Here is a 21,060-nt window from a genome sequence, read left to right on the forward strand (position 1 = left end):
CGCTCGATGGACGCCTCGCACCTCGCTCCTCTGCTCACGCCCGAGGGCTGGGCGCTGCTCGCAGACCTCCCGCCCTACGACGAGTCCACCGCGCTGTCGGTGGGGCAGGCCCTGCGCGACCAGGGGCACCCGCCGGCGCTCGTGTCGGCCGCGCTGACCCAGCAGCGGCTGCGCGGCCGCGCCGAGGCGAAGTTCGGCCCGTTCACCTCCAGGATGCTCTTCACGCCCGACGGGCTGGAGCAGGCCACCCGGCTGGCCGTCTCGGCCCACCACGCCGCCCGGTACGCCCGCGCCGGGCTCCGGCGCGTGGCCGACCTGGGCTGCGGCATCGGCGGGGACGCGATGGCGCTGGCGGGCCTGGGCCTGAAGGTGCTCGCCGTCGAACGCGACGAGGCGACGGCCGCGCTGGCGACGGTCAACCTCATGGCCTTCCCCGATGCCGAGGTGCTGTGCGCCGACGCGCTCGAGCTCGACCTGGCGGCGCACGGCGTCGACGCCGTCTTCGCCGACCCGGCGCGCCGGGCCGACGGGCGCCGCATCTCCGATCCCGAGCAGTGGTCGCCGGCGCTCGGCCGGGTCCTGGCTCTGCGCGAGGACGTCGAGGCGCTCGGCGTCAAGGCCGCCCCCGGCATCGACCACGCCGCGCTGCCCGCCGACGCCCACGTGCAGTGGGTCAGCGTGGGCGGCGACGTCGTGGAGGCCGGCATCTGGTGCGGCCCGCTCGCCGCCGAGGGCCCGGGCCGCTCGGCTCTCGTCCTGCCCGCTGACGGCGACCCGCAGGGCGTCCGGGACCTGCAGGGCGGCCCGGCCGCGCGGACCCTGCGCGACCCCGACTGCGACGACCCCTCCACGCCACCCGTCCAGCTCGCGCCGCTGGCCGAGATCGGAGACCTGAGAACCTACATCCACGAGCCCGACGGCGCCGCGATCCGCGCCGGGCTCGTGGCCCACCTGGCGCAGAGGCTCGACGCGGCGCCGATGGGCGAGCGCATCGCCTACCTCAGCGGCGACCGGCTCCCCGAGACCGCGCTGGCGCCGTTCGTGCGCTCGTGGCGGGTGCGCGAGGCGCTGCCCCTGAGCCTGAAGGTGCTCAGGGCCCGCGTCCGCGAGCGCGGCATCGGCAGCCTGGAGATCCACAAGCGCGGCCTGCCGGTCGCGCCCGAGGCCGTGCGCACCGCCGTCCGCCCCAGCGGCGAGGCCCACGAGACCTGGATCATGACCCGTCTGGGCCCCCGTGAGGACCGCACGCGCGGAGTGGTCGTCGTCGCCGAGCCCTGTCCGGCGACTCCGCCCGCCGAGGACCCCGCTCCCGCCTCCTGAGGCGCCCCGCCCCGGCAGGCGTCCGACCACCGCCCCGGCCCGCCCCGACACCGTTGAGGAGTCTCCATGGCCCCGCCCGCACGCCTTGTCCACCGCCAACCCCTGCCCTTCGCCCGCTCCGAGCGCTCCACGCTCGGCGTGGAGTGGGAGCTCCAGCTCATCGACCGCGACAGCCTCGACCTGCGCCAGTGCGCCGCCGAGATCCTCCAGGCGGCGGGGCCCGACGAGCACATCCACGGCGAGATGATGCTCAACACCGTCGAGCTGGTCTCAGGGGCCAGGCGCACCGTGGCCGAGTGCGTCGAGGACATCGCCCTGGCCTTCGACCGGCTCCTGCCGATCACCGAGCCCCTGCGCGTGGACCTGGCCAGCGCCGGCACGCACCCCTTCGCCGACCCCCTGGTGCAGAAGGTGACCGACGCCGAGCGCTACGCGCGGCTGGTGGACCGCACGCGCCTGTGGGGCCACCAGATGCTCATCTTCGGCACCCACGTGCACGTCGGCCTGGAGGACCGCGCCAAGGCGCTGCCGATCCTGCGGGCGCTGCTGACCCGCACGGCCCACCTGCAGTGCCTGAGCGCGTCCTCGCCGTTCTGGGCCGGCCTGGACACCGGCTACGCCGACAACCGGGCAATGATGTTCCAGCAGCTGCCCACGGCCGGGGCGCCCCACCAACTGGACACCTGGGACGAGCTCGAGGCCTACGCCGGGGACATGATCCACACCGGCGTCATCGAGGACTTCACCGAGGTCCGCTGGGACGTGAGGCCCTCGCCTCGCCTGGGCACGGTCGAGGTGCGGGCCTGCGACGCCGCCACCAACCTCACCGAGCTGGCGGGCATTGCGGCGCTCACCCAGTGCCTGGTGGAGAGCTTCTCGCGGGCCGTGGACCGCGGCGAGGAGCTGGACGTCATGCCGGCGTGGTACGTCGATGAGAACAAGTGGCGCTCGGCCCGCTACGGCATGGACGCCATCCTCATCACCGACTCGCTCGGCAACGAGGAGCTGGTGACCGACACGGTGGAGCGGATGCTGACCGAGCTGGCGCCCGTGGCCGCGGACCTGGGGTGCGAGGCCGAGCTGGACGGGGTGCGGGCCACCCTGGAGGCGGGCGCCTCCTACCAGCGCCAGCTGGCGGCCGTGCGCGCCGAAGGCGGCAACGAGGCGGCGGTGCGGCTCCTGCTGGCCGAGCTGCGGGCCGGGCGCCCGCTGCGGCCCGAGGAGGCTGCCTCGCCGGCCGCCCCGGCCTGAGGCCGAGGGCCCGGCCGAGCCGCCCCGAGCCGCCCCCCTTCGTCGAGATCGGTCGTATTCCGCGCCGAGATCGGTTCACGGAGTCCGGCGGGGCGCCCACCGCTGCCACCGACCCGGCCCGGCGGTCCCACCGCCGACGTCGGCTCCGCTCGCGCGCCCGGGTGCCCGACCGGCGTCGTCGCACCCGGGCAGGCGCCGCGATCCCGGGCGGGGAGGCCGGCCCATCGCCGCGGCGCCGCGATCCCGCTACCGTGTCTCCATGACGGCCTCCATAACGCCTCTCCCCGCTCCGCCCCCCGGGCCGCCCCCGGCTGGGAGCATTGTCCTGCGCTCGCAGTCCACCCGGCGCTCGAGCACCGCAATCGTCCTGATGCTCCTGCTGAGCCTGGGAACTATGGCGCTCGCCATGCTGCTGTTCTTCGGCCGCATGGGCATCGTCCTGGTCCTCATCGCGACTCCGCTGTTCGCCCTCCCCATCGGCATAGGCGCCTGGGCGATAGGCCGTCACCGTGGCACATGCACCATCGTCAGCGCTCACGGGCTCACCCTGCGGGCGCCGGGTGCGCAGGCTCGGACCATTGCCTGGCAGGAGGCCCACGGCCGCATCCTGGTCAAGGTCGTCACGCAGCACACGCCCGCCCTGGTCGGCTCGGCCTCCATGGGATTCGTGTGCGTCGCCTTCGACGGGGGCGAGACGCCCCTGCCCGGCACCATGATCCACGCCGGCAACGCCCACACCGCCTTCCAGCAGAGCCATCGGACCGCCCTGAGGATCCTGGCCTACGACCCCTGGCGCCAGGGCGAGCCCCTGACCGCGTCCGAGTCGACCTACGCCCCGTGGGGGCCCGGCCTCTACCGGCCCCACCCCTACACGTTCCAGCCCTTCCAGTGAGGTCCTGTCCAGGGCGGCCGCGCGGGGCGATGGCCCGGGCGCATTCGCCGCGCGCCCCCGTGAACCGATCTCGAGCCGGAAGTGAACCGATCTCGGTGCGGAACTGGACCAATCTCGGCGAGGAGGGCGGGCGGAGGCTCCCGGCGGCAGTCAGGAAGCGACGCTGATGTCCAGGGGCATTCCCGAGTCGGGGGCGAAGTCCATGGGGCTGGGCGCCACGCCCGCGCGCACCGCGGCGGCGCCCAGGGCGGCGATCTGGGCGCCGTTGTCGGTGCAGTAGCGCAGGGGCGGCAGGCGCAGGGCGATTCCGGCTGCCTCGCAGCGCTCGGCGGCCAGATCGCGCAGCCGGGAGTTGGCGGAGTAGCCGCCGCCGACCACGAGCGTGTCGCAGCCCGAGTCCAGGCAGGCCTGGACGGCCTTGGCGGTCAGGGAGTCGTTGACGGCCTCGGAGAAGGCGGCGCACACATCGGCGGCCGGAACCTCCCGGCCTGCGTCCTGGAGCGTCTCCACGTAGCGGGCCACCGCGGTCTTCAGGCCGGAGAAGGAGAAGTCGTAGCGGTGGCGCTCCTTGTCCTTGCCCGCCGCCAGGCCGCGGGGGAAGCGGATGGCCTCCCGGTTGCCCTCCTGGGAGAGGCGGTCGACGTGCGGGCCGCCGGGGTAGGGCAGGCCGAGCAGCCGTCCCACCTTGTCGAAGGCCTCGCCGGCGGCGTCGTCGAGGGTGCCGCCGAGCTCGACGACATCGGTGGCGACGTCCCCGATGCGCAGCAGGTTGGAGTGTCCGCCGGAGACGATGAGGCCGATGAACCGGTCGGGCAGGGGGCCGTCCACCAGCTCATCGACGGCCAGGTGCCCGATGACGTGGTTGACGCCGTAGACCGGCCTGCCCAGGGAGGCGGCCAGGGCCTTGGCGGCGCTGATGCCCACGGTGAGCGAGCCTATGAGGCCGGGGCCGGCGCTCACGGCGACGGCGTCGATCTCGCCCAGGTCAACTCCAGCAGCCTCCAGGGCGGCGTCGAGGGTGGGGATGAAGGCCTCCAGGTGGGCGCGCGAGGCGATCTCGGGAATGATGCCGCCGAAGCGGGCGTACTCGTCCATGGAGGTGGCGACGGCGTCGCCGAGGAGCTCGCGGCCGCGCACAAGGGCCACGCCGGTCTCATCGCAGGTGGACTCGATGCCCAGAATCAGAGGTTCGCTCACAAGCGCTCAGCCTAGCCTCGGGGTTTCGTCGGTTGGTGGCGGGACCGTGGTGAAAGCACTCGTCCCGCCTGGGATAATGCGGTTTGCCGAGGATCGCATGACCCGGGAGGGGAGCCCCTTCACGGTGAAGCCTACAGGCAGGGGCGCGAGGCCGTGCCCGGTGCCGGAAGCCGAGACGGGGCGGATTGCGGCGGTTTCGTTCGCTCACGGGCCACATACGATTTCGCGCACCTGCCTCGGTACGGGATCGGACCGATCTCGGCGAGGGCGCGGCGCATCGGGTGAACGCACTGCGAGCAGCGCCCGGCCACGAGCCTCGTCGTCTGACCGTCTGCGGCCCTTCCTCTGCAGAGACTCCCGGGCCGCCCGGGCCCAAGGGAGGGCCACGGATGCGCCGAAGGGAGGAAACAGGCGAACCTCGCGCAGGAAGCGGCAGCTCCTCCGCCTCAGAGACTCTTCTCCTGCCCGGCAACAAGGCGACGCTTGTGAATCCACTGCGCTCAGGACAGGAGAGACCGTGATCGAGACCGCACGACCGCGTTGTCGACTCCGGCGCGGCACCATTGCGCGCGCGGCTACAGGATTATCAATGCCGCGGTCGGCGCCGTGCACCAGACGTTCAGCCCGGAGGCCCCTGGCCCTCGACCGGGCTGAGCGGGCCGTCACCGGCCGGGCACGAGTTCTACGGCTGCACGAAAACACCTCAGAGCGCCTCGCCGCCGCTATCAGGCTCTCGACCGCCAGTGGCGCAGGGAACCGGCACAGATCCGCCGGGCAGCCGTCAACGGCCGGCTCGCGCGCCAGCACAGGGGCCTGACCGCAAATCCCGGGGACGCACACCTCGGCGATGCGCCCCTGAGCTCCGGCCGGGCCGGCACCAAGCATCTCTCTGACAGGGGAAGAAAATGAACGACGTCAAGGCGCCAGTGGTGGTGCGCAGCGTACGCCAATCCTACGGGGGCCGTGAGGTGCTCCACGGGATCGACCTGAGTGTCGAGCACAATTCCTTTCACTGCATCATCGGCCCCAACGGGGCGGGCAAGACCACCCTGATCGAGATCATCCACGGCGTACGCAGGCCCCGCACCGGCACCATCAGGCTCCTGGGCCGCCCCCCACTGCCACGAGACCCCGCCCTCCTGGCACGAATCGGCGTCCAGTCCCAGGCCGCCGCATTCTTCTCACACGCCACGGCCTGGGAGCACCTGAGCACCATCGCGTCCCTTTTCGGAGCCTCGCAAGCCCGCGCCGAACAACTTATGGAAATTATGGGCCTGGGTCGGGTACGAAGCTCGCGCGTCGAGCACCTCTCCGGCGGCGAACGCCAGAAACTCGCCATCGCCTCAGCCGTCATCCATCATCCTGAGGTCCTCTTCCTGGACGAACCCACCGCAGCACTGGACGCCACTGCCCGGCACGATCTGGCCGAGCTGCTCACAACCATGTGGGAAGAAGGCACCACCATCATCTGCACCACCTGTTGCCCCAGCGAGGCTGAACATCTGTGCGACACGGTCTCCATCCTCGAAGCAGGCCGTCTGCTCACCACTGCCTCGCCAACAACTCTCACCGCCGGCACAGTCCCGAGCGCAATCCTCCTCCCACCCGATGCCGCCGACTACCTCGACACCATCACCGCCCTGCCCGGGATACACCACGCTCGAACAGCGCCCAACGGCATACTCATCCAGGTCCACAACCGCGACCAGGCCCTCGCCGCTCTCAAGCAGGCCGGCATCTCCACCGCCAGGGCTCAGATCCACGTCCCCACCCTCGAAGACGCCTACATCAAGATCACCCGAGATGAGCGACCGGACCGCCAGTGATATTCGGGCCGCGATTTATTGTAAGGCGGGGCGGACAGGAGGACAAACAAATCACGCGCGGTCAGCGGCAGAGAATATGGAAAAGACAGCCGCCTCGACTATGAGTTATTGAGACGTCATCGAAATCGGGAGAACCAAGGCTCTCGCGAGAGACGCGGGGAGCGGCGCCCTGCCCGGCAGTCATAACGGCAGGCGCAGCAATACCGAGAAGCGAAACAACCAGGGCGGAACAGGCCAGAAAGCGCATGAGCGACTCCTTTGTCAGCGACGTGTCAGCGAGCAGATTGCTCAGGCACTGACATTTTGCTTCCGCAGCCCGAAGCGCTCATCCGCGCAAGGTCTCAGTCACGATCCTTCTTTCGTCGGACTCTTACGGCCCCGTGATCCGCCCAAAGCGGTCATGGTGTGTCTCCGGGGTTGAGGGGCAGGGTCAGGGCGAGGACCCACTGGTGGCCCGTATCAGTATGCGTCAGACGCCCGCCCAGCAAAGAGGCCCGCTCCTGCATGCCCAGCAGACCGTAACCGGAGGACACGACGGCATCGTCGGGCCGACGCCCATCAGCAACCGGATTGACCACGAGCAGACCGACCTCGCCGTCAGCGACCTCAATACGAATAGTGCACTGCGCATCGGCGGCGGCGTACTTGACCATATTGGCCACCGACTCCTCCAGACAACGAACAAGAGTCGTGGCGACCACCGACGGCAGATCGTCAAGATCACCATCGCACGTCACCGAGGCCCTCAGCCCGGCCCCCTCCAGCGCACGACGAGCACCAGCAAAAGCCTCAGCCGCGCTCAAGGAGGACAACGGCACAAGATCCGGCACCTCACGACCCTCCTGACGCAGCACACGCAGCATCGCACGCAGATCCCGCACGGACGAGCACCCCGCCGCAATGATCTCATCAAGAGCCTGCGCGACCCGCTCGTCGGGCGGCCCGAGGGCCCGAGCCTGCCGAGCCCATAGAACGATCTGGGTATTGGTACGGGCAAGGGTGTCGTGAAGCTCGCGAGCGATAAGAGCGCGCTGAGCGCGCAGAGCCTCAGCACCAGCCGCCTCAGCGCGCCTCACCCGCTCACGGGACCGCCGCAGCGCCAGCCCCCAGCTCACGAAGGCGCCGAGCAGGAGCATGGTGGCAAGGGCCTTGGCAATATCCGGATGGCCGGCGAGAGCCTCCAGGAGAAGCTCGAGAGGAAAGGAAAGCCCCAGGACCCAGGCCTGATGAGAACGGGCAGCGGAGACCAGCAGGGCCAGGGCCATGATCCCGGCCAGACTGATCACGGTGAACTTCCCCCAGGGGAACGCTGAGATAACTCCGACTGTCAATGCGGAGGTGACCGCCCAGGGAAAGCGGTCAATGAGCAGGATGAAGATCCCCGACAGCAGAGCGGCAGAAGCGACTCTGACGCTGGGACCGAATAGATACAATTCCAGCAGGGCGATCGCCTCGAGTGCGACGACTACCGCCCAGCGGAGCACACGCCTGCCTCTCAAGGTGCGCAAACTGAAGTACCGGGAACTGTGACGGAAGAACTGCGCGATCCGTGGAACAAAGATAGCCGGGAGCACTGGGAGGACTCTAATTCGGGAGACTACGGCAAGATGCATCAGCGCCCGGCCAGGCCGCGACGGTGGGCCTCGACGACGACCTCCAGGCGACTGGAAACCCCCATCTTGCGCATAATTGATGAGACATGAGACTTCACGGTCGTCTCTGCGACGCCGAGGCGGTGAGCGATCTGCTGATTGGAACGCGCCTGGCACAGGAAGGCGAGAACCTCCCGCTCGCGCCCGGACAGGTCCAAGTCGTTCGCGGCGTCTACGGTGGGGCTCTGTCCGTGCACATAGCGGTCCAAGATGCGACTGGTCGGCCCAGGCGACAGAACCTTGCCGCCGGAGTGAACGGTGCGGATCGCCGCGGCGATCTCGGTCGGCGGAGTCGTTTTGAGGAGGAATCCGGAGGCACCGGCAGCCAGGCCACCATCGAGAAAGGTGTCCTCGTCGAAGGTCGTCAGCAGTAGCACTCGTGAGGTCGGGCTCGCAGCCAAGACTCGGGAAGTCGCGGCGACACCGTCGAGGACAGGCATCTGGACATCCATGAGGACCACATCAACCGTCCGCTCATGGACCAGGTCCACCGCCTCGGCTCCGTTGGCCGCCGTCGCGAGGAGCTCAATGCCCGGCTCGGCGCTGATCACGCTGCTGAGGGAACTTCTCACAATGGGGTCGTCGTCAACGATGATAATACGAGTGTCACGGGCCATGGAGGTGGCGGTCATGGTGTGTCTCCGGGGTTGAGGGGCAGGGTCAGGGCGAGGACCCACTGGTGGCCCGTATCAGTATGCGTCAGACGCCCGCCCAGCAAAGAGGCCCGCTCCTGCATGCCCAGCAGACCGTAACCGGAGGACACGACGGCATCGTCGGGCCGACGCCCATCAGCAACCGGATTGACCACGAGCAGACCGACCTCGCCGTCAGCGACCTCAATACGAATAGTGCACTGCGCATCGGCGGCGGCGTACTTGACCATATTGGCCACCGACTCCTCCAGACAACGAACAAGAGTCGTGGCGACCACCGACGGCAGATCGTCAAGATCACCATCGCACGTCACCGAGGCCCTCAGCCCGGCCCCCTCCAGCGCACGACGAGCACCAGCAAAAGCCTCAGCCGCGCTCAAGGAGGACAACGGCACAAGATCCGGCACCTCACGACCCTCCTGACGCAGCACACGCAGCATCGCACGCAGATCCCGCACGGACGAGCACCCCGCCGCAATGATCTCATCAAGAGCCTGCGCGACCCGCTCGTCGGGCGGCCCGAGGGCCCGAGCCTGCCGAGCCCATAGAACGATCTGGGTATTGGTACGGGCAAGGGTGTCGTGAAGCTCGCGAGCGATAAGAGCGCGCTGAGCGCGCAGAGCCTCAGCACCAGCCGCCTCAGCGCGCCTCACCCGCTCACGGGACCGCCGCAGCGCCAGACCCGAGCTCAAGCCCGCCCCGAGCAGAATAAAACTGAAGGCCTGGGCGTCCTCGACGACGTGACCGCGCATGACCGCAATGAGCTCTCCGGCGGGGAAGCACATTGCGAGCAGCACCGACTGCTGGCTGCGCCCCTCGACGACGAGGAGCGGAAAAACGAGGAGAGCGGTAAGCAAAGTCGCAGTAATATAGCCGGCGGCCAAGAACTGCAGAACCCCCAGCGAGAGCAACCCGGTGACCGTCCAGGGGAAGCGGTCGACGAGCAGCACAGACACACACGACACCGCGGAGGCCGCGGTGGGAAGGTCTGCGCCGTTAACGGCCAGGTCAGCGCAGGCAGCGGCCAAGATCAGACCCGCCATCGCCCAGCGGAGCACCCGCTGGACCGCCGAGGCGTCTGGCGCGCAGAGGAGGACGCGCCACCAGTCGCGTCGGGTCCGCGCAGCACACGACACAGGGATCACCACTGGCATGAGGCAAGCCTATGCCCACGATCACTACAGGTCCATGGGCTCACCTGGGCTGGGGGACGGGCGAAGCGCACAATCACCGTCCTCTCCTACCAAAACAGGAGCAGCGACCGGCAAAAGGCAGGATCCGCCAACGCGATGCTCGAACAGATGCTTGCCGTATCAGCAGCGAGCCGCGGCTCGCCGAGCCGCCCCGGGCAGCGGTCCGCGGGATCGATCGAACCACGCCGCAGCCCGGCGCTCGGGTGCCGAGCCTCGATCAGGCCCCCGCGTCCACGGCCCCGTCCTCGACCACATCGAACTCGCTGGAAAGGAACACGATGAGCTCCTTCAAGGCGCTGACCGCGTCTCTGGCGCGCGTCTCCTTGCGCGATCCCGCCACACTGCTCTTCTTCCTCATCTTCCCCCCGACCCTTCTCGTCGTGCTGGCGAACGCGGCGAGCTGCTGTCCGGGAGCCGATGGACACGGGATCGTTAACTCCATCGGCCCCAACGTGATGGGCTTCGGTGTCGCCCTCATCGGCATGTTCGCCGGGATGACGAACATGGCGGGGTGGCGGGAGAAGGATGCGATCCGGATCCTGCGGTGCGCCCCGATGAGCGTGCCGGCCATCCGCGCCTCCGCGCTGACGGTTGCGCTCCTCTTCTCCGTCATTCTGTCGGTCATCATCATGATGGTGGGTGTCGTTCCCGCTGTGGGGATGAGTCTGACCCCGTGGGCGCCGCTCGTCATGGTACCCGTCTTCCTGGGGACCCTTGTCTTCTACTCCTTAGGAGTTCTAGTCGGAGCAGCCGCGCCGACTGCGCCGGCAGGTTTCCCGGTCATGGTGGGAGTCACCACGACCATGAGTATCGCCTCAGGGGCAGTGGTCCCCCTCGAGACGCTCCCGCAGTGGGTGCAGGCGCTGAGCGACTTTACTCCGATGACCTACCTGCTGGAGGGCCTGCGGTGGCCGCTAACCGGCGTCAACGGCCCCGATGAGGCACTGACCGGCTGGGCCGTGACGGCGGCGGTCGGTCCCGTCTTCTTCTGGGCCACTTCCGGGCTCATGCGCTGGAGGTGAGGAACGGCTCGTCTCTCGCACAAACCCGCTCGCGCAGACCGGCCCCTGCATGCACGCGCTCCCCAGGCCGTCTCACACGAGGACCCAGCCGCGGGCACGGGTCCGCTGCTCCCAGAAGTCCCGGTAGGGGCCCGGCGCGCCCACGAGCTCCTCGTGCCGGCCGCGCTGGACGACATGACCGCCGTCGTCGAGGACGATCACCTGGTCCGCCGCAGCGATCGTCTCCAGCTTGTGGGCGATGACGATGAGCGTCGAGGTGCGCCGCAGCTCCTCCATGGCGGCCACGATATTGGCCTCGTTCTCCGCGTCCAGGGCGCTGGTGGCCTCGTCGAGCAGGACGATCGGCGCGCGCTTGAGCAGGGCCCGGGCGATGGAGACGCGCTGGCGCTCCCCGCCGGACAGGGCGCGCCCGCCCTCCCCCACGCGGGTGTCCCACCCGTGCGGCAGGCGGTCGATGATCTCGGTGACGCCGGCGAGGTCAGCGGCCCGGCGCACCTGCTCGTCGGCGGCCCTCGGGTCCCCGACGCGGATATTGGCGGCCAGGGTGTCGTCGAAGAGGTAGACGTCCTGGAAGACCATGGACAGCTGCTCCATGAGCTGGGCGGTCGGCATGTCGCGCACGTCGGTGCCGCCCACGCGCACGCTCCCGGAGTCGGCGTCCCAGAAGCGGGCGACCAGCCGGGCGATCGTCGTCTTGCCGCTGCCGGAGGGGCCCACGATCGCGCACATGCCGTGCGCGGGCACGCTCAGCGACACGCCGTCCAGCACTCTCTCACCCGTCCGGTAGCCGAAGACGACGTCGTCGAGCTCGACGGCCCCGGGCTCGGCCGGCTCGGAGCGGGCCTCCGGCTCGGCCATGAGCTCGGCGTCCATGACGGCGTCGAGATGGTTCATCATCTGCCGGCGCTCCTCCATGGCCATGACGGAGGCGCCGACGTTGTCGAGCATGGTGGTGAAGCGCAGGCACATGCCGATGGTGGCGACCGCGGGGAGCGGCCCCATGGAGCCGCCGACGGCGAGCGCGGCCGTCAGGACGATCATGGCGATGACAACGGCCTGGGTGAGTGCGCCGTTGACGATATTGCCCCCGGTCTCCCACCACAGGGCGCGCCTGGAGGCGCGGGCCCCGTCGTCGAAGGCGGCTCTCAGGCGCGAGTAGCTCGCGGTGGCTCGGCAGGCGCGCAGGGCGCCCTGGCAGCGGGCGACCTCGACCACGCGGACGGCGAGCTCGCGCTCGGCGGGCTCGGAGATCGACTTGCCGTGGTTCAGTAGGCGGCGCGAGCCGCGGATGAGCCCGGCGAACAGCGGGGCGGCGAGCGTGAGCAGGAGGCCCAGGCGCCAGTCCCACGCCCATGAGCCGACGCCGATGACCGCGCAGGCCGCGATCGTGGAGGCGAGCGTGTACATGAAGTGGGCGGCGGACTCGCCCAGGGCCACCATCTCCTGGCTGACGGCCCGCGACAGGGTGCCGGCGGTCTCGGAGGTGAACCAGCGCAGGGGCAGGCGCACGATCCGGTCGCCGATCGCGTGGTGGACGTCGTGCATGAAGCCGAGCGCCCCGGACATGCCCCGGCGCTGCCCCTGGAACTCCGTGACGCCGGCACCGATGACGCAGACGGCCAGGGCCACGAGCCAGCCGCGGAAGGACAGACCCCAGCAGGGCTCGCCGGTGGCCAGGGCGACGCAGGCGGGCAGCAGCGCCAGCAGGGCGAGGCCCGACACTGCGCCGTTGACGACCGCCAGGATGATGCAGATCCTCGTCTGCCGCCACGAGGCCTCGGCCATGAGCCGGTGGAAGCGGGCCAGCAGGGAGCGCGGGGCCTCGCGGGGGGCCTGGGGCCCGGGTGCCGGACGGGGTGCCGGGGGCTCGCCGGTGTCGTTCTGCGCGGAGCCCGGGCCGCCGGCGGCCTCAGCTGTCTCAGCGGTCTCGGCGGTCTCGGCGGTCTCGGCGGCCCCAGCGGAGTCCGCGGCGCTGCGCGCCTTGGCGGCACCGGGCGCGCCACCGCTCGCGGCGGAGCCCGGGGCCTCCTCGGCCAGCTCGCCGGACTGGCGCAGCAGGGCGCGGTAGTGGGGCTCCTCCAGCAGGTCGGAGTGGGCGCCGACGGCGACCACGCGCCCGGCCTCCATGACGACGATGCGGTGGGCGCCGCGCACCGCGGCCGGGCGGTGGGCGATGACCAGGACCGTGCGGTCCCGCACCAGGGCGCTCAGCGCCTCCTGGATCTCGGCCTCGGACTCGGGGTCGGCCATGGCGGTGGCCTCGTCGAGGAGAAGGACGGGGGTGTCCAGCAGGACGGCGCGGGCGATGGCGATGCGCTGCTCCTGGCCGCCGGACAGGGCCGTGTCCCGGCCCAGGACGGTGTCGTAGCCAGCGGGCAGGGCCATGATCTCCTCGTCAATGCGGGCGACCCGGGCGGCGGCGCGCACCTGGTCCAGGTCGGCGTCGGGCCGTCCGAGCGCGATGTTCTCCCGGACCGTGGCGCCGAGGAGCTGGGCGTCCTGGAGGACGAAGGAGACGGTGGAGTAGAGGGTCTCCTCGTCCATGTCGCGCAGGTCCACCCCGCCGATGCGCACGGTGCCGGAGTCGGGGTCGGCGAAGCGGGCGATGAGGGTGGCCAGCGTCGACTTGCCCGAGCCGGAGGGGCCCAGGAGCGCCGTGACGGTGCCGGGCTCCAGGGTCAGGGAGACGTCGTCGACGGCGAGGGTGTCCCCGTAGGAGAAGGAGACGCGGTCGATCGCCACGCGCGCCCCCTCGGGGCGCCGGGGCTGGTCGGTGGCGGGCAGGACGGGGGTGTCGAGGACCTCGCACAGGCGCAGCGCGGCCGCGCCGGCCAGCTGGTAGGACCAGGAGATCGACGCGATGGTGATGAGCGCCCCGGGCAGGACCAGGGCGATGAGGGTCGTGGCCAGGACCTGGGGCAGGGTGACGACCCCCGCGCCCATCAGCAGCGCCCCGCCGCCGAGGTTGACCAGGAGCAGGACGGGGATCGAGACCCATGAGAAGGACAGGCAGGTGATGGTCACCAGGGGCATGGCCCAGGCTCGGTAGAAGGCGGAGAACTCGTCGGAGGCGTTCAGGTAGGCGGCGTGGGCGCGCCCGACGCGCCCGAAGGCCTTGACCACGCCGATCCCGGAGACGAACTCGACCATGGTGGAGGACACGGCGGCCAGCTTGCGGTCCATCTCGACGGTCTTCTCCTTCATGCCGCGCATGGACACGGAGTAGGTCAGCACGTACAGCACCACGGGCACCAGCGTCAGCAGGGCCAGGCGCCAGTCGATCCAGAAGGCGCAGGCGAGCAGTGCCAGCGGGGTGACGACGGCGTTGAGCTGCTCGACGGGCCCGTGGGCGATGACAGTGTGGACGGTGGTGGTGTCGTCCTGGACGGCCTTGCGGATGCGCCCGGAGGTGGACTCGGTGAACCAGGACAGCGGGGCGCGGGAGATGCGCGCAACGATGTCGCGGCGCAGCCGGTCCCGCAGGGCGAGGTCGGCCACATGGGTGATGAGCAGCGCCACGAAGTACAGGAACAGGCGCGTGGAGTAGGCGCTCACGAGCATGATGACGACACCGCGCACCCGCTGCCCGTCCGGGGCGGCGCCGGCGTTGTAGGCGTCCAGGAGGACACCGCCGAGCCGGACCAGCGCGACATAGGGCGCCACGGCCAGGACCGCCGAGACCAGGACGAGAACCTGCCCCGCCCGCAGCCGGGCGCGCACAGGGGCGCCGAGGCGCCTGATGGCGGCCTGCCCCTCGCGAGAGCGCCTCTCGCGGGCGTCCCTGGTGTCGGCCTCCGGCACCGCTTGCTTGCTCATCGAGTGCCTCGATCCAATGGTCAACCTAATACTGAAGTACTTTCAGACCTGACGAAGGGCGACCTTACTCCCAGCGCCGTCCCGCGGGCAACCGCCGTCACCACCCACTACGGTGACCCCATGACACGACTGGGGAAGCCCACCGGACCGAAGCCCGGATTCTCACGCGCGGACGTGGTCGAGGCTGCCCTCGCCCTCGGGGTGGCCGACTTCACCCTGACCGCGGTGGCCGGCCGCCTGGGGGTGGCGGTCTCCGGGCTGTACCGCACGATCGCCTCGCGTGAGGACCTTCTGGCGGCCTGCCTGGAGCAGATCGCGGCTCAGGCCGACTTCGCCCACCAGGGCACCACCTGGCAGGACGAGGTACGCGCCAGCGCCGAAAGCATGTGGGAGCTGCTCGAACAGCACCCGGGACTGGCCGGCGTCCTCATAGGCGTGCCCTGGGCCCACCAGCTCTTCGCCGGCCCCTTCGCCGAGGCCCACCAGACCCTGGTCGACCGCGGCCTGGACCCCGAGGACGCCGGCATCGTCCTCGACTTCGTGGGCGACACCGTCATCACCATGCACGCGCAGATCGAGGTCATGCGCTCCCCCGCCGACCAGACCGTATTCCCGTCTCCACCCGGGGCGGCGGACGGGGCGGACGGCAAGGCCTCCGAGACCCTGGAGGATCGGAAGACCCGCCCGACGGGACTGGAGGAGGCGAGCCGTTTCGCCGCCGCCTCCGGCCGCTCCCGCGCCATACCCGCAGTGCTGACCCCCAATGAGAGCTGGATCGAACGGGGCGGGCTGGACCGGAAGATCGAGATCATTATCCGCGGCGTTGAGGCCTCCGTCCCGGGCCTGGAGGAGCCGAGCAGCGCCCGCGGCAGCCGGCGAGTGCTCAGTAGTGGGTGACCACCGTGGTCCCGACGTCGATCCAGTCGTAGATCCAGTGCGCGTCCTCCACGGGGATGTTGACGCAGCCGTGCGAGGACTCGTCGGTGCCGATGCCGAACTCGCCGGCCCACGGCGCGCCGTGCAGGGCGTAGTCCTTGTGCCAGTATGCGATCCAGGGGACGTCCTTCTCGCAGTAGGGCCACTCGGGGGTGCAGCCCATGTCCTGCTTCTCGCGCTTGAGGTAGACGCGGTACGTGCCGGTGATGGTCTCGTGCCCGACGCCGCCGTGGTTAATGAGGATCGGCCCGTGGACCTGCGTGGTCCCCTCATAGGCCGTCAGGGTGGAGTCGGTCAGGTTCACATCGACCCACTTCTCGCCCGGGGCCGCCTGGTAGGCGAAGCGCTCGGGGCCGGCCGGCACCACCCGCTGCTCCGTGCTCGCGGGGTCCTCCTCGACCGTCAGCGAGCCGGAGTAGGCCGTCCCCGCCTCCAGCGCCTCCACAATGGCGCTGGTCGCGGCATCACGGTCGGTGACGATCCTTCCGGGCTTGGGAGGGCGGGCCGGCTCCAGAACGGTGCCGGCGTCGTCGACATTGTCAATGCCGTTGATCGGCGCCCGCTCGGCCGAGGCGGCGACCCCGTCGACCCACTCCGCGACCCTCTCCCGCGACAGGCCCGGCTCCAGCCGCCCGGCCGCCGCGGAGGACTTCACCCAGGAGGCGCGCACGGAGACCTCGGCGCTCGCCGTCGTCTTGTCGGCGCTCAGGGCGACCTGCGGAGCGATGAGTCTGTTCGCGGCCTCGGCGGCGGCCTCGGCGTCCGCCAGGGACACCGCGGGGTCCATGTCCTCGGCGGGCAGGTCGATCGCCTGGTCGCTCAGGCTGGTGGCGGCCGCCTCCAGGGCGCCGGTGAGCGCGCCGCGATCCACTCCGCGCCCCGGAGCACCGGCGACCGCCTCGAAGGCGGAGCCGTCCTCCGTCAGGCGCATGGAGGCGTCGACCGGGGCGCCGCCGGTCTGGGAGTCGATGCGGCGCCCCAGCTCTTCGACGGCGTCCCGGTCGACGGCGGTTCGCACCGGGACCGAGCGGCCTCTCACCAGCGACAGGGCACTGCCCCTCCAGGTCCCCGAGCCCGCCATGGCGGCGTCGGCGGTCGCGGCTGCGTCGATGACCCCTCCGGCCTCAGCCAGGGAGACGCTGGTCGTATGGCCCTCGCTGACAACGGTGAGCGTCACTGCGAGTGCCTTGTCGCTCAGAAGGTCGACGACCTGGTCTCGGCTCATCCCCCCGACCTCGTGCCCGGCCACGGTGACGCCGCCCAGCACCGTGTCGCGCTGGGCGTGGACCTGTGCGACCCACGCCCCCACGGCCGCCAGCGCAATGATCACCAGCCCGGACGCCAGAAGCACCGGCCGGCGCCATCTGCTCCGCGCCGCTCGCCTCTTGTGTCGGGCTCTGTGCCGGGGCCCGCGCCGGAACGGGCGGGCGGACCCGCCATCAGCGCCACGCGTACTCATCAGACCTCCGGCGCGTGATTGTATCGCAGCCCGCGTCCCCGGTCACGGCCGCCCGGGGCCCCTGGCGCGGGGCCGCCCCTCCCGGCGGCGGACCCCCCGCGCCGGTGGCGCGAGCCGGGGAGAATCGCTCAGGCGTGCGCCTTCTGCCCCTTCCACAGGGCGTGGCCCAGGTCGCGGTTGAGCCGGGTGATGACCTCCAGCGGCACCGACTTGGGGCACACCGCGGCGCACTCGCCGATGTTCGTGCAGCCGCCGAAGCCCTCGGCGTCGTGCTGTCCCAGCATGCTGACCACGCGGGCGAGGCGCTCTGGCTGACCCTGCGGCAGCAGGCCCAGGTGCGAGATCTTCGCGCCGGTGAACAGCATGGCCGAGGCGTTCGGGCAGGCCGCCACGCAGGCGCCGCAGCCGATGCAGGCGGCGGCCTCGAAGGCGGCGTCGGCCTTCTCCTTGCGCACGGGCACCGAGTGGGCCTCGGGGGCCGCCCCGGTGTTGACCGAGATGTAGCCGCCGGCCTGGACGATGCGGTCCAGGGCGGAGCGGTCGACGATGAGGTCCTTGAGGATCGGGAAGCCCGCCGAGCGCCAGGGCTCGATGGTGATGGTGTCGCCGTCCTTGAAGGAGGGGTCCTCGGCCAGGTGGCGCATGTGCAGCTGGCAGGTCGTCGAGCGGATCGGGCCGTGGGCCTGGCCGTTGATGACCACGCCGCACTGGCCGCAGATGCCCTCGCGGCAGTCCGAGTCGAAGGCGACCGGCTCCCTGCCCTCGGCGAAGAGCTGCTCGTTGAGCAGGTCCAGGACCTCCAGGAAGCTCATGTGCTCCTCGATGCCGGACATCGGGTACTCCTCGAAGTGCCCCTCGGAGCTCTGGTTCTGCTGCCGCCAGATCTTAAGCTTGATGTTCACTTGTAACTCCGCTGCTTGAGCTCGATGTCCTTGTAGATGAGGTCCTCCTTGTGGAGGATCGGCGGCCGGCCCTCGCCGCCCCACTCCCACGCGCCGACGTAGAGGAACTCGTCGTCGTGGCGCAGTGCCTCGCCCTCAGGAGTCTGGGACTCAGCCCGGAAGTGGCCGCCGCAGGACTCGCGGCGGTGCAGGGCGTCGATGCACATGAGCTCGGCCAGCTCGAAGAAGTCGAGCAGGCGGCCCGCCTTCTCCAGGGCCTGGTTGAGCTCGTCGGCCCTGCCCGTGATGCGGGCGTCGCGCCAGAACTCCTCCTTCAGGGCCCGGATCTGCCCGATGGCCTCGCGCAGGCCTGCGTCCCGGCGCTCCATGCCGCAGTACTCCCACATAATGCGCCCCAGCGCCATGTGGAAGTCGTCCACGCTGCGGGTGCCGCGCAGGGCCATGAGCCGGGCGATGCGCTCCTCGACGCTCCGCCTGGCCTCGGCGATCTCCGGGGCGTTCGGGTCCACCTTGCCCAGGCGCAGCATGTCCGCCAGGTAGTCGTTCATGGTGTCCGGCAGGACGAAGTAGCCGTCGGCCAGGCCCTGCATGAGGGCGGAGGCGCCCAGGCGGTTCGCCCCGTGGTCGGAGAAGTTGGCCTCGCCGCCCACGTACAGCCCGGGGATGTTGGACTCCAGGTCGTAGTCGACCCACAGCCCGCCCATCGTGTAGTGGACCGCCGGGTAGATGCGCATCGGCACCTCGTAGGGGTCGTCGCCGGTGATGCGCTGGTACATCTCGAACAGGTTCCCGTAGCGGGCCGAGACGGCGTCCCGGCCCAGGCGCCCGATGGCCTCGGAGAAGTCGAGGTAGACGCCGCGGCGCATCATGCGCTCGTTGCCGCTCGCGTCGCGCTCCTTGATGGCCGGGCCCACGCCGCGGCCCTCGTCGCACATGTTCTTCGCCTGGCGCGAGGCGATGTCGCGCGGGACCAGGTTGCCGAAGGCGGGGTAGATCCGCTCCAGGTAGTAGTCGCGGTCCTCCTCGGGGATCTCGCGCGGGTCCTTGTCGCAGTCCTCGGCCCGCTTGGGCACCCAGATGCGGCCGTCGTTGCGCAGCGACTCGCTCATGAGGGTGAGCTTGGACTGGAAGTCGCCGGACTGCGGGATGCAGGTGGGGTGGATCTGCGTGTAGCAGGGGTTGGCGAAGTAGGCGCCCTTGCGGTGCGCGCGCCAGATGGCTGTGGCGTTGCAGCCCATGGCATTGGTGGACAGGAAGAAGACGTTGCCGTAGCCGCCGGTGGCCAGCACGACGGCGTCGGCGGTGAAGGTCTCGATCTCGCCGGTGACCATGTCGCGGGTGACGATGCCGCGGGCCCGGCCGTCGATGACGATGAGCTCGACCATCTCGTGGCGGCGGTACTCCTTGACGGTGCCGGCGTGCACCTGGCGCTCCAGGGCCTGGTAGGCGCCGATGAGGAGCTGCTGGCCGGTCTGGCCGCGGGCGTAGAAGGTGCGCGAGACCTGGACGCCGCCGAAGGAGCGGTTGTCCAGCAGGCCGCCGTACTCGCGGGCGAAGGGCACGCCCTGGGCCACGCACTGGTCAATGATGTTGGCGCTCACCTCGGCCAGGCGGTAGACGTTGTCCTCGCGGGCGCGGTAGTCGCCGCCCTTGACCGTGTCGTAGAAGAGACGGTAGGTGGAGTCGCCGTCGTTGCGGTAGTTCTTGGCGGCGTTGATGCCGCCCTGGGCGGCGATGGAGTGCGCGCGGCGGGCGGAGTCCTGGTAGAAGAAGCACTTGACGTTGTAGCCCTGCTCCCCCAGGGAAGCGGCCGCGGCGCCGCCGGCCAGGCCGGAGCCGACGACGATAATGTCGAGCTTGCGGCGGTTGGCGGGGTTGACCAGCTGGGCCTCGAACTTGCGCTGCTCCCAGCGCTTGTCGATGGGGACGGAGTGGGGCGCCTTGGTGTCGGCGATCTTGTCGCCCTCGATGTACAGGCCCTCGATGAGTTCAGTCATGGTCGTTCGCTCTCAGTGGGAAAGGACGATGCCGGCCTCGGCGGCCTTGATCGTGTACTCGGCGGCGCTCATGGGCTCCGGCACCCAGCCGAAGAGGATCGCCGTGGGCACGCACATGAAGGCGACGAACAGGCCGAAGGCGACGACGAAGGCAATGAGGCGGACGAAGGGGACGGTGTTGCCGCGGGTGGCGCCCAGGGTCTGGAGGGCCGACCACACGCCGTGCCACACGTGCAGGCACAGGGCCGCGAGCGCGACGAGGTAGATGAGGTAGACCCACCACAGCTGGAAGCCGTACCACATGTTCATATAGGCGCGGCCGTGCTCGTAGCGGCCGCCGGGGGTGATCGTCAGGGTGGTGAACTGCAGGATGTGCCAGATGATGAACAGCAGCAGGATGACGCCGCCCCATCGCATGGTGCGCATGGCGTAGCGCGAGGCGAAGTACTCGGCGCCGGGCTTCTTGACCGCGTACCTGTCGGTGCCGCGCGCCCTCTTGTTGCGGGCCCACAGGTGGAAGGCGCTGCCGGCGTGGACCAGGAGGCAGGCCACGAGGGCGGCGCGCAGGATCCACAGGACGCCGGAGGGGGGCAGGATCGGCACGAGCAGCCGGCGCAGGAAGTAGGCGTAGTGGTCGTAGGCGATCTCGCCCTCGAAGTAGTGGGTGTTGCCGTAGGCGTGGAAGAGGACGAAGACGAGGAAGAACAGGCCCGACCAGGCCATCAGGCGTTTCATGAAGACCGTCGTCGTGTAGGCGGTCCTCTTGGAGGGAACAGACGTTTTGACCACGAGGACAGGTTAACGAAAGTCCGCGGGCGACGGACCCGCATCCTGCGGGCCTCCCGGACCCCTTGATGACGAAGCGCGCGATCGCGCCGAAAGAACCGGTTCTCCCGTGCTCGCCGAGAGGAAGCCGGGTCACGGTTCCGCAGCGCTGGAGGGCC

General features: G+C 70.3%; 15 protein-coding genes. 6 read left to right on the forward strand and 9 right to left on the reverse strand.

The genetic code is table 11. From position 1 onward, the window contains the following. Positions 1 to 6 precede the first annotated feature (6 nt). The 3 genes from AIF0345_RS12230 (at position 7) to AIF0345_RS12240 (ending at position 3,463) form a co-directional block, all read left to right on the forward strand. On the forward strand, positions 7 to 1,320 hold the full coding sequence (locus tag AIF0345_RS12230) for a class I SAM-dependent methyltransferase (protein ID WP_268918456.1): 1,314 nt from the start codon (positions 7 to 9) through the stop codon (positions 1,318 to 1,320). Between the two features lie 66 nt (positions 1,321 to 1,386). Continuing rightward, positions 1,387 to 2,571, forward strand: coding sequence for a glutamate--cysteine ligase (locus AIF0345_RS12235; protein WP_043560561.1), 1,185 nt, complete (start codon positions 1,387 to 1,389; stop codon positions 2,569 to 2,571). 259 nt (positions 2,572 to 2,830) lie between these two features. Further along, on the forward strand, positions 2,831 to 3,463 hold the full coding sequence (locus AIF0345_RS12240) for a hypothetical protein (protein WP_285296306.1): 633 nt from the start codon (positions 2,831 to 2,833) through the stop codon (positions 3,461 to 3,463). Between the two features lie 150 nt (positions 3,464 to 3,613). Here AIF0345_RS12240 and tsaD read toward each other — a convergent pair whose 3' ends face one another. After that, positions 3,614 to 4,660 carry a tRNA (adenosine(37)-N6)-threonylcarbamoyltransferase complex transferase subunit TsaD gene (tsaD, locus tag AIF0345_RS12245; protein ID WP_285296307.1) on the reverse strand — a complete coding sequence of 349 codons (1,047 nt, stop codon included), beginning with the start codon at positions 4,658 to 4,660 and terminating at the stop codon, positions 3,614 to 3,616. Between the two features lie 905 nt (positions 4,661 to 5,565). On the opposite strand from tsaD, the gene AIF0345_RS12250 reads away from it, so the two are divergent. Further along, positions 5,566 to 6,486, forward strand: coding sequence for an ABC transporter ATP-binding protein (locus AIF0345_RS12250; protein WP_285296308.1), 921 nt, complete (start codon positions 5,566 to 5,568; stop codon positions 6,484 to 6,486). 398 nt (positions 6,487 to 6,884) lie between these two features. Here AIF0345_RS12250 and AIF0345_RS12255 read toward each other — a convergent pair whose 3' ends face one another. Genes AIF0345_RS12255 through AIF0345_RS12265 form a run of 3 tightly spaced genes read right to left on the reverse strand, consistent with a single transcriptional unit; the run spans position 6,885 to position 9,741 of the window. Next, positions 6,885 to 8,060, reverse strand: a complete 1,176-nt coding sequence (locus AIF0345_RS12255; protein ID WP_285296309.1) for a sensor histidine kinase — start codon at positions 8,058 to 8,060, stop codon at positions 6,885 to 6,887. Positions 8,061 to 8,098: 38 nt separating this feature from the next. Continuing rightward, positions 8,099 to 8,770, reverse strand: a complete 672-nt coding sequence (locus tag AIF0345_RS12260; RefSeq protein WP_052375279.1) for a response regulator transcription factor — start codon at positions 8,768 to 8,770, stop codon at positions 8,099 to 8,101. Beyond that, positions 8,767 to 9,741: a sensor histidine kinase gene (locus AIF0345_RS12265; protein WP_285296310.1), complete on the reverse strand. Its 975-nt coding sequence runs from the start codon at positions 9,739 to 9,741 to the stop codon at positions 8,767 to 8,769. The genes AIF0345_RS12260 and AIF0345_RS12265 overlap by 4 nt, the downstream gene beginning before the upstream one ends. 521 nt (positions 9,742 to 10,262) lie before the next feature. Between AIF0345_RS12265 and AIF0345_RS12270 the strand changes: the two genes are divergently transcribed. Then, positions 10,263 to 11,006, forward strand: a complete 744-nt coding sequence (locus AIF0345_RS12270) for an ABC transporter permease (protein WP_285296311.1) — start codon at positions 10,263 to 10,265, stop codon at positions 11,004 to 11,006. Positions 11,007 to 11,078: 72 nt separating this feature from the next. Here AIF0345_RS12270 and AIF0345_RS12275 read toward each other — a convergent pair whose 3' ends face one another. Continuing rightward, positions 11,079 to 14,822, reverse strand: a complete 3,744-nt coding sequence (locus AIF0345_RS12275; protein WP_285296312.1) for an ABC transporter ATP-binding protein — start codon at positions 14,820 to 14,822, stop codon at positions 11,079 to 11,081. A gap of 120 nt (positions 14,823 to 14,942) precedes the next feature. On the opposite strand from AIF0345_RS12275, the gene AIF0345_RS12280 reads away from it, so the two are divergent. After that, positions 14,943 to 15,719 (forward strand): TetR/AcrR family transcriptional regulator, encoded by a 777-nt coding sequence (locus tag AIF0345_RS12280; RefSeq protein WP_268918680.1) that lies wholly within the window; start codon positions 14,943 to 14,945, stop codon positions 15,717 to 15,719. On the opposite strand, the gene AIF0345_RS12285 is transcribed toward AIF0345_RS12280, so the two are convergent. The 4 genes from AIF0345_RS12285 to AIF0345_RS12300 all read right to left on the reverse strand — a co-directional run bounded on the left by AIF0345_RS12285 (position 15,706) and on the right by AIF0345_RS12300 (position 20,905). Further along, complete coding sequence (locus AIF0345_RS12285) at positions 15,706 to 17,109, reverse strand: L,D-transpeptidase family protein (RefSeq protein ID WP_043558594.1); 1,404 nt, start codon at positions 17,107 to 17,109, stop codon at positions 15,706 to 15,708. The genes AIF0345_RS12280 and AIF0345_RS12285 overlap by 14 nt on opposite strands. A 236-nt stretch (positions 17,110 to 17,345) precedes the next feature. Then, positions 17,346 to 18,119 carry a succinate dehydrogenase/fumarate reductase iron-sulfur subunit gene (locus AIF0345_RS12290; protein ID WP_268918679.1) on the reverse strand — a complete coding sequence of 258 codons (774 nt, stop codon included), beginning with the start codon at positions 18,117 to 18,119 and terminating at the stop codon, positions 17,346 to 17,348. Then, the gene (locus AIF0345_RS12295; protein WP_043558597.1) at positions 18,116 to 20,116 is read right to left on the reverse strand and encodes a fumarate reductase/succinate dehydrogenase flavoprotein subunit; all 2,001 of its coding nucleotides are present in this window, start codon (positions 20,114 to 20,116) and stop codon (positions 18,116 to 18,118) included. Before AIF0345_RS12295 ends, AIF0345_RS12290 begins: the two co-directional genes overlap by 4 nt. 12 nt (positions 20,117 to 20,128) lie before the next feature. Then, positions 20,129 to 20,905: a succinate dehydrogenase cytochrome b subunit gene (locus AIF0345_RS12300; RefSeq protein ID WP_043558599.1), complete on the reverse strand. Its 777-nt coding sequence runs from the start codon at positions 20,903 to 20,905 to the stop codon at positions 20,129 to 20,131. Between the last annotated feature and the right edge of the window lie 155 nt (positions 20,906 to 21,060).

The sequence above is a fragment of the Actinomyces israelii genome (assembly GCF_030253495.1).
In the GTDB taxonomy this organism is placed as follows: domain Bacteria; phylum Actinomycetota; class Actinomycetes; order Actinomycetales; family Actinomycetaceae; genus Actinomyces; species Actinomyces israelii.

Excerpts from the sequence above, each read along its gene's own strand:
- AIF0345_RS12280 (WP_268918680.1), top strand. The coding sequence starts at position 14,943 with ATGACACGACTGGGGAAGCCCACCGGACCGAAGCCCGGATTCTCACGC.
- AIF0345_RS12250 (WP_285296308.1), top strand. The coding sequence starts at position 5,566 with ATGAACGACGTCAAGGCGCCAGTGGTGGTGCGCAGCGTACGCCAATCC.
- AIF0345_RS12260 (WP_052375279.1), bottom strand. The coding sequence starts at position 8,770 with ATGACCGCCACCTCCATGGCCCGTGACACTCGTATTATCATCGTTGAC.
- AIF0345_RS12235 (WP_043560561.1), top strand. The coding sequence starts at position 1,387 with ATGGCCCCGCCCGCACGCCTTGTCCACCGCCAACCCCTGCCCTTCGCC.
- AIF0345_RS12270 (WP_285296311.1), top strand. The coding sequence starts at position 10,263 with ATGAGCTCCTTCAAGGCGCTGACCGCGTCTCTGGCGCGCGTCTCCTTG.
- AIF0345_RS12240 (WP_285296306.1), top strand. The coding sequence starts at position 2,831 with ATGACGGCCTCCATAACGCCTCTCCCCGCTCCGCCCCCCGGGCCGCCC.
- AIF0345_RS12275 (WP_285296312.1), bottom strand. The coding sequence starts at position 14,822 with ATGAGCAAGCAAGCGGTGCCGGAGGCCGACACCAGGGACGCCCGCGAG.
- AIF0345_RS12295 (WP_043558597.1), bottom strand. The coding sequence starts at position 20,116 with ATGACTGAACTCATCGAGGGCCTGTACATCGAGGGCGACAAGATCGCC.
- AIF0345_RS12230 (WP_268918456.1), top strand. The coding sequence starts at position 7 with ATGGACGCCTCGCACCTCGCTCCTCTGCTCACGCCCGAGGGCTGGGCG.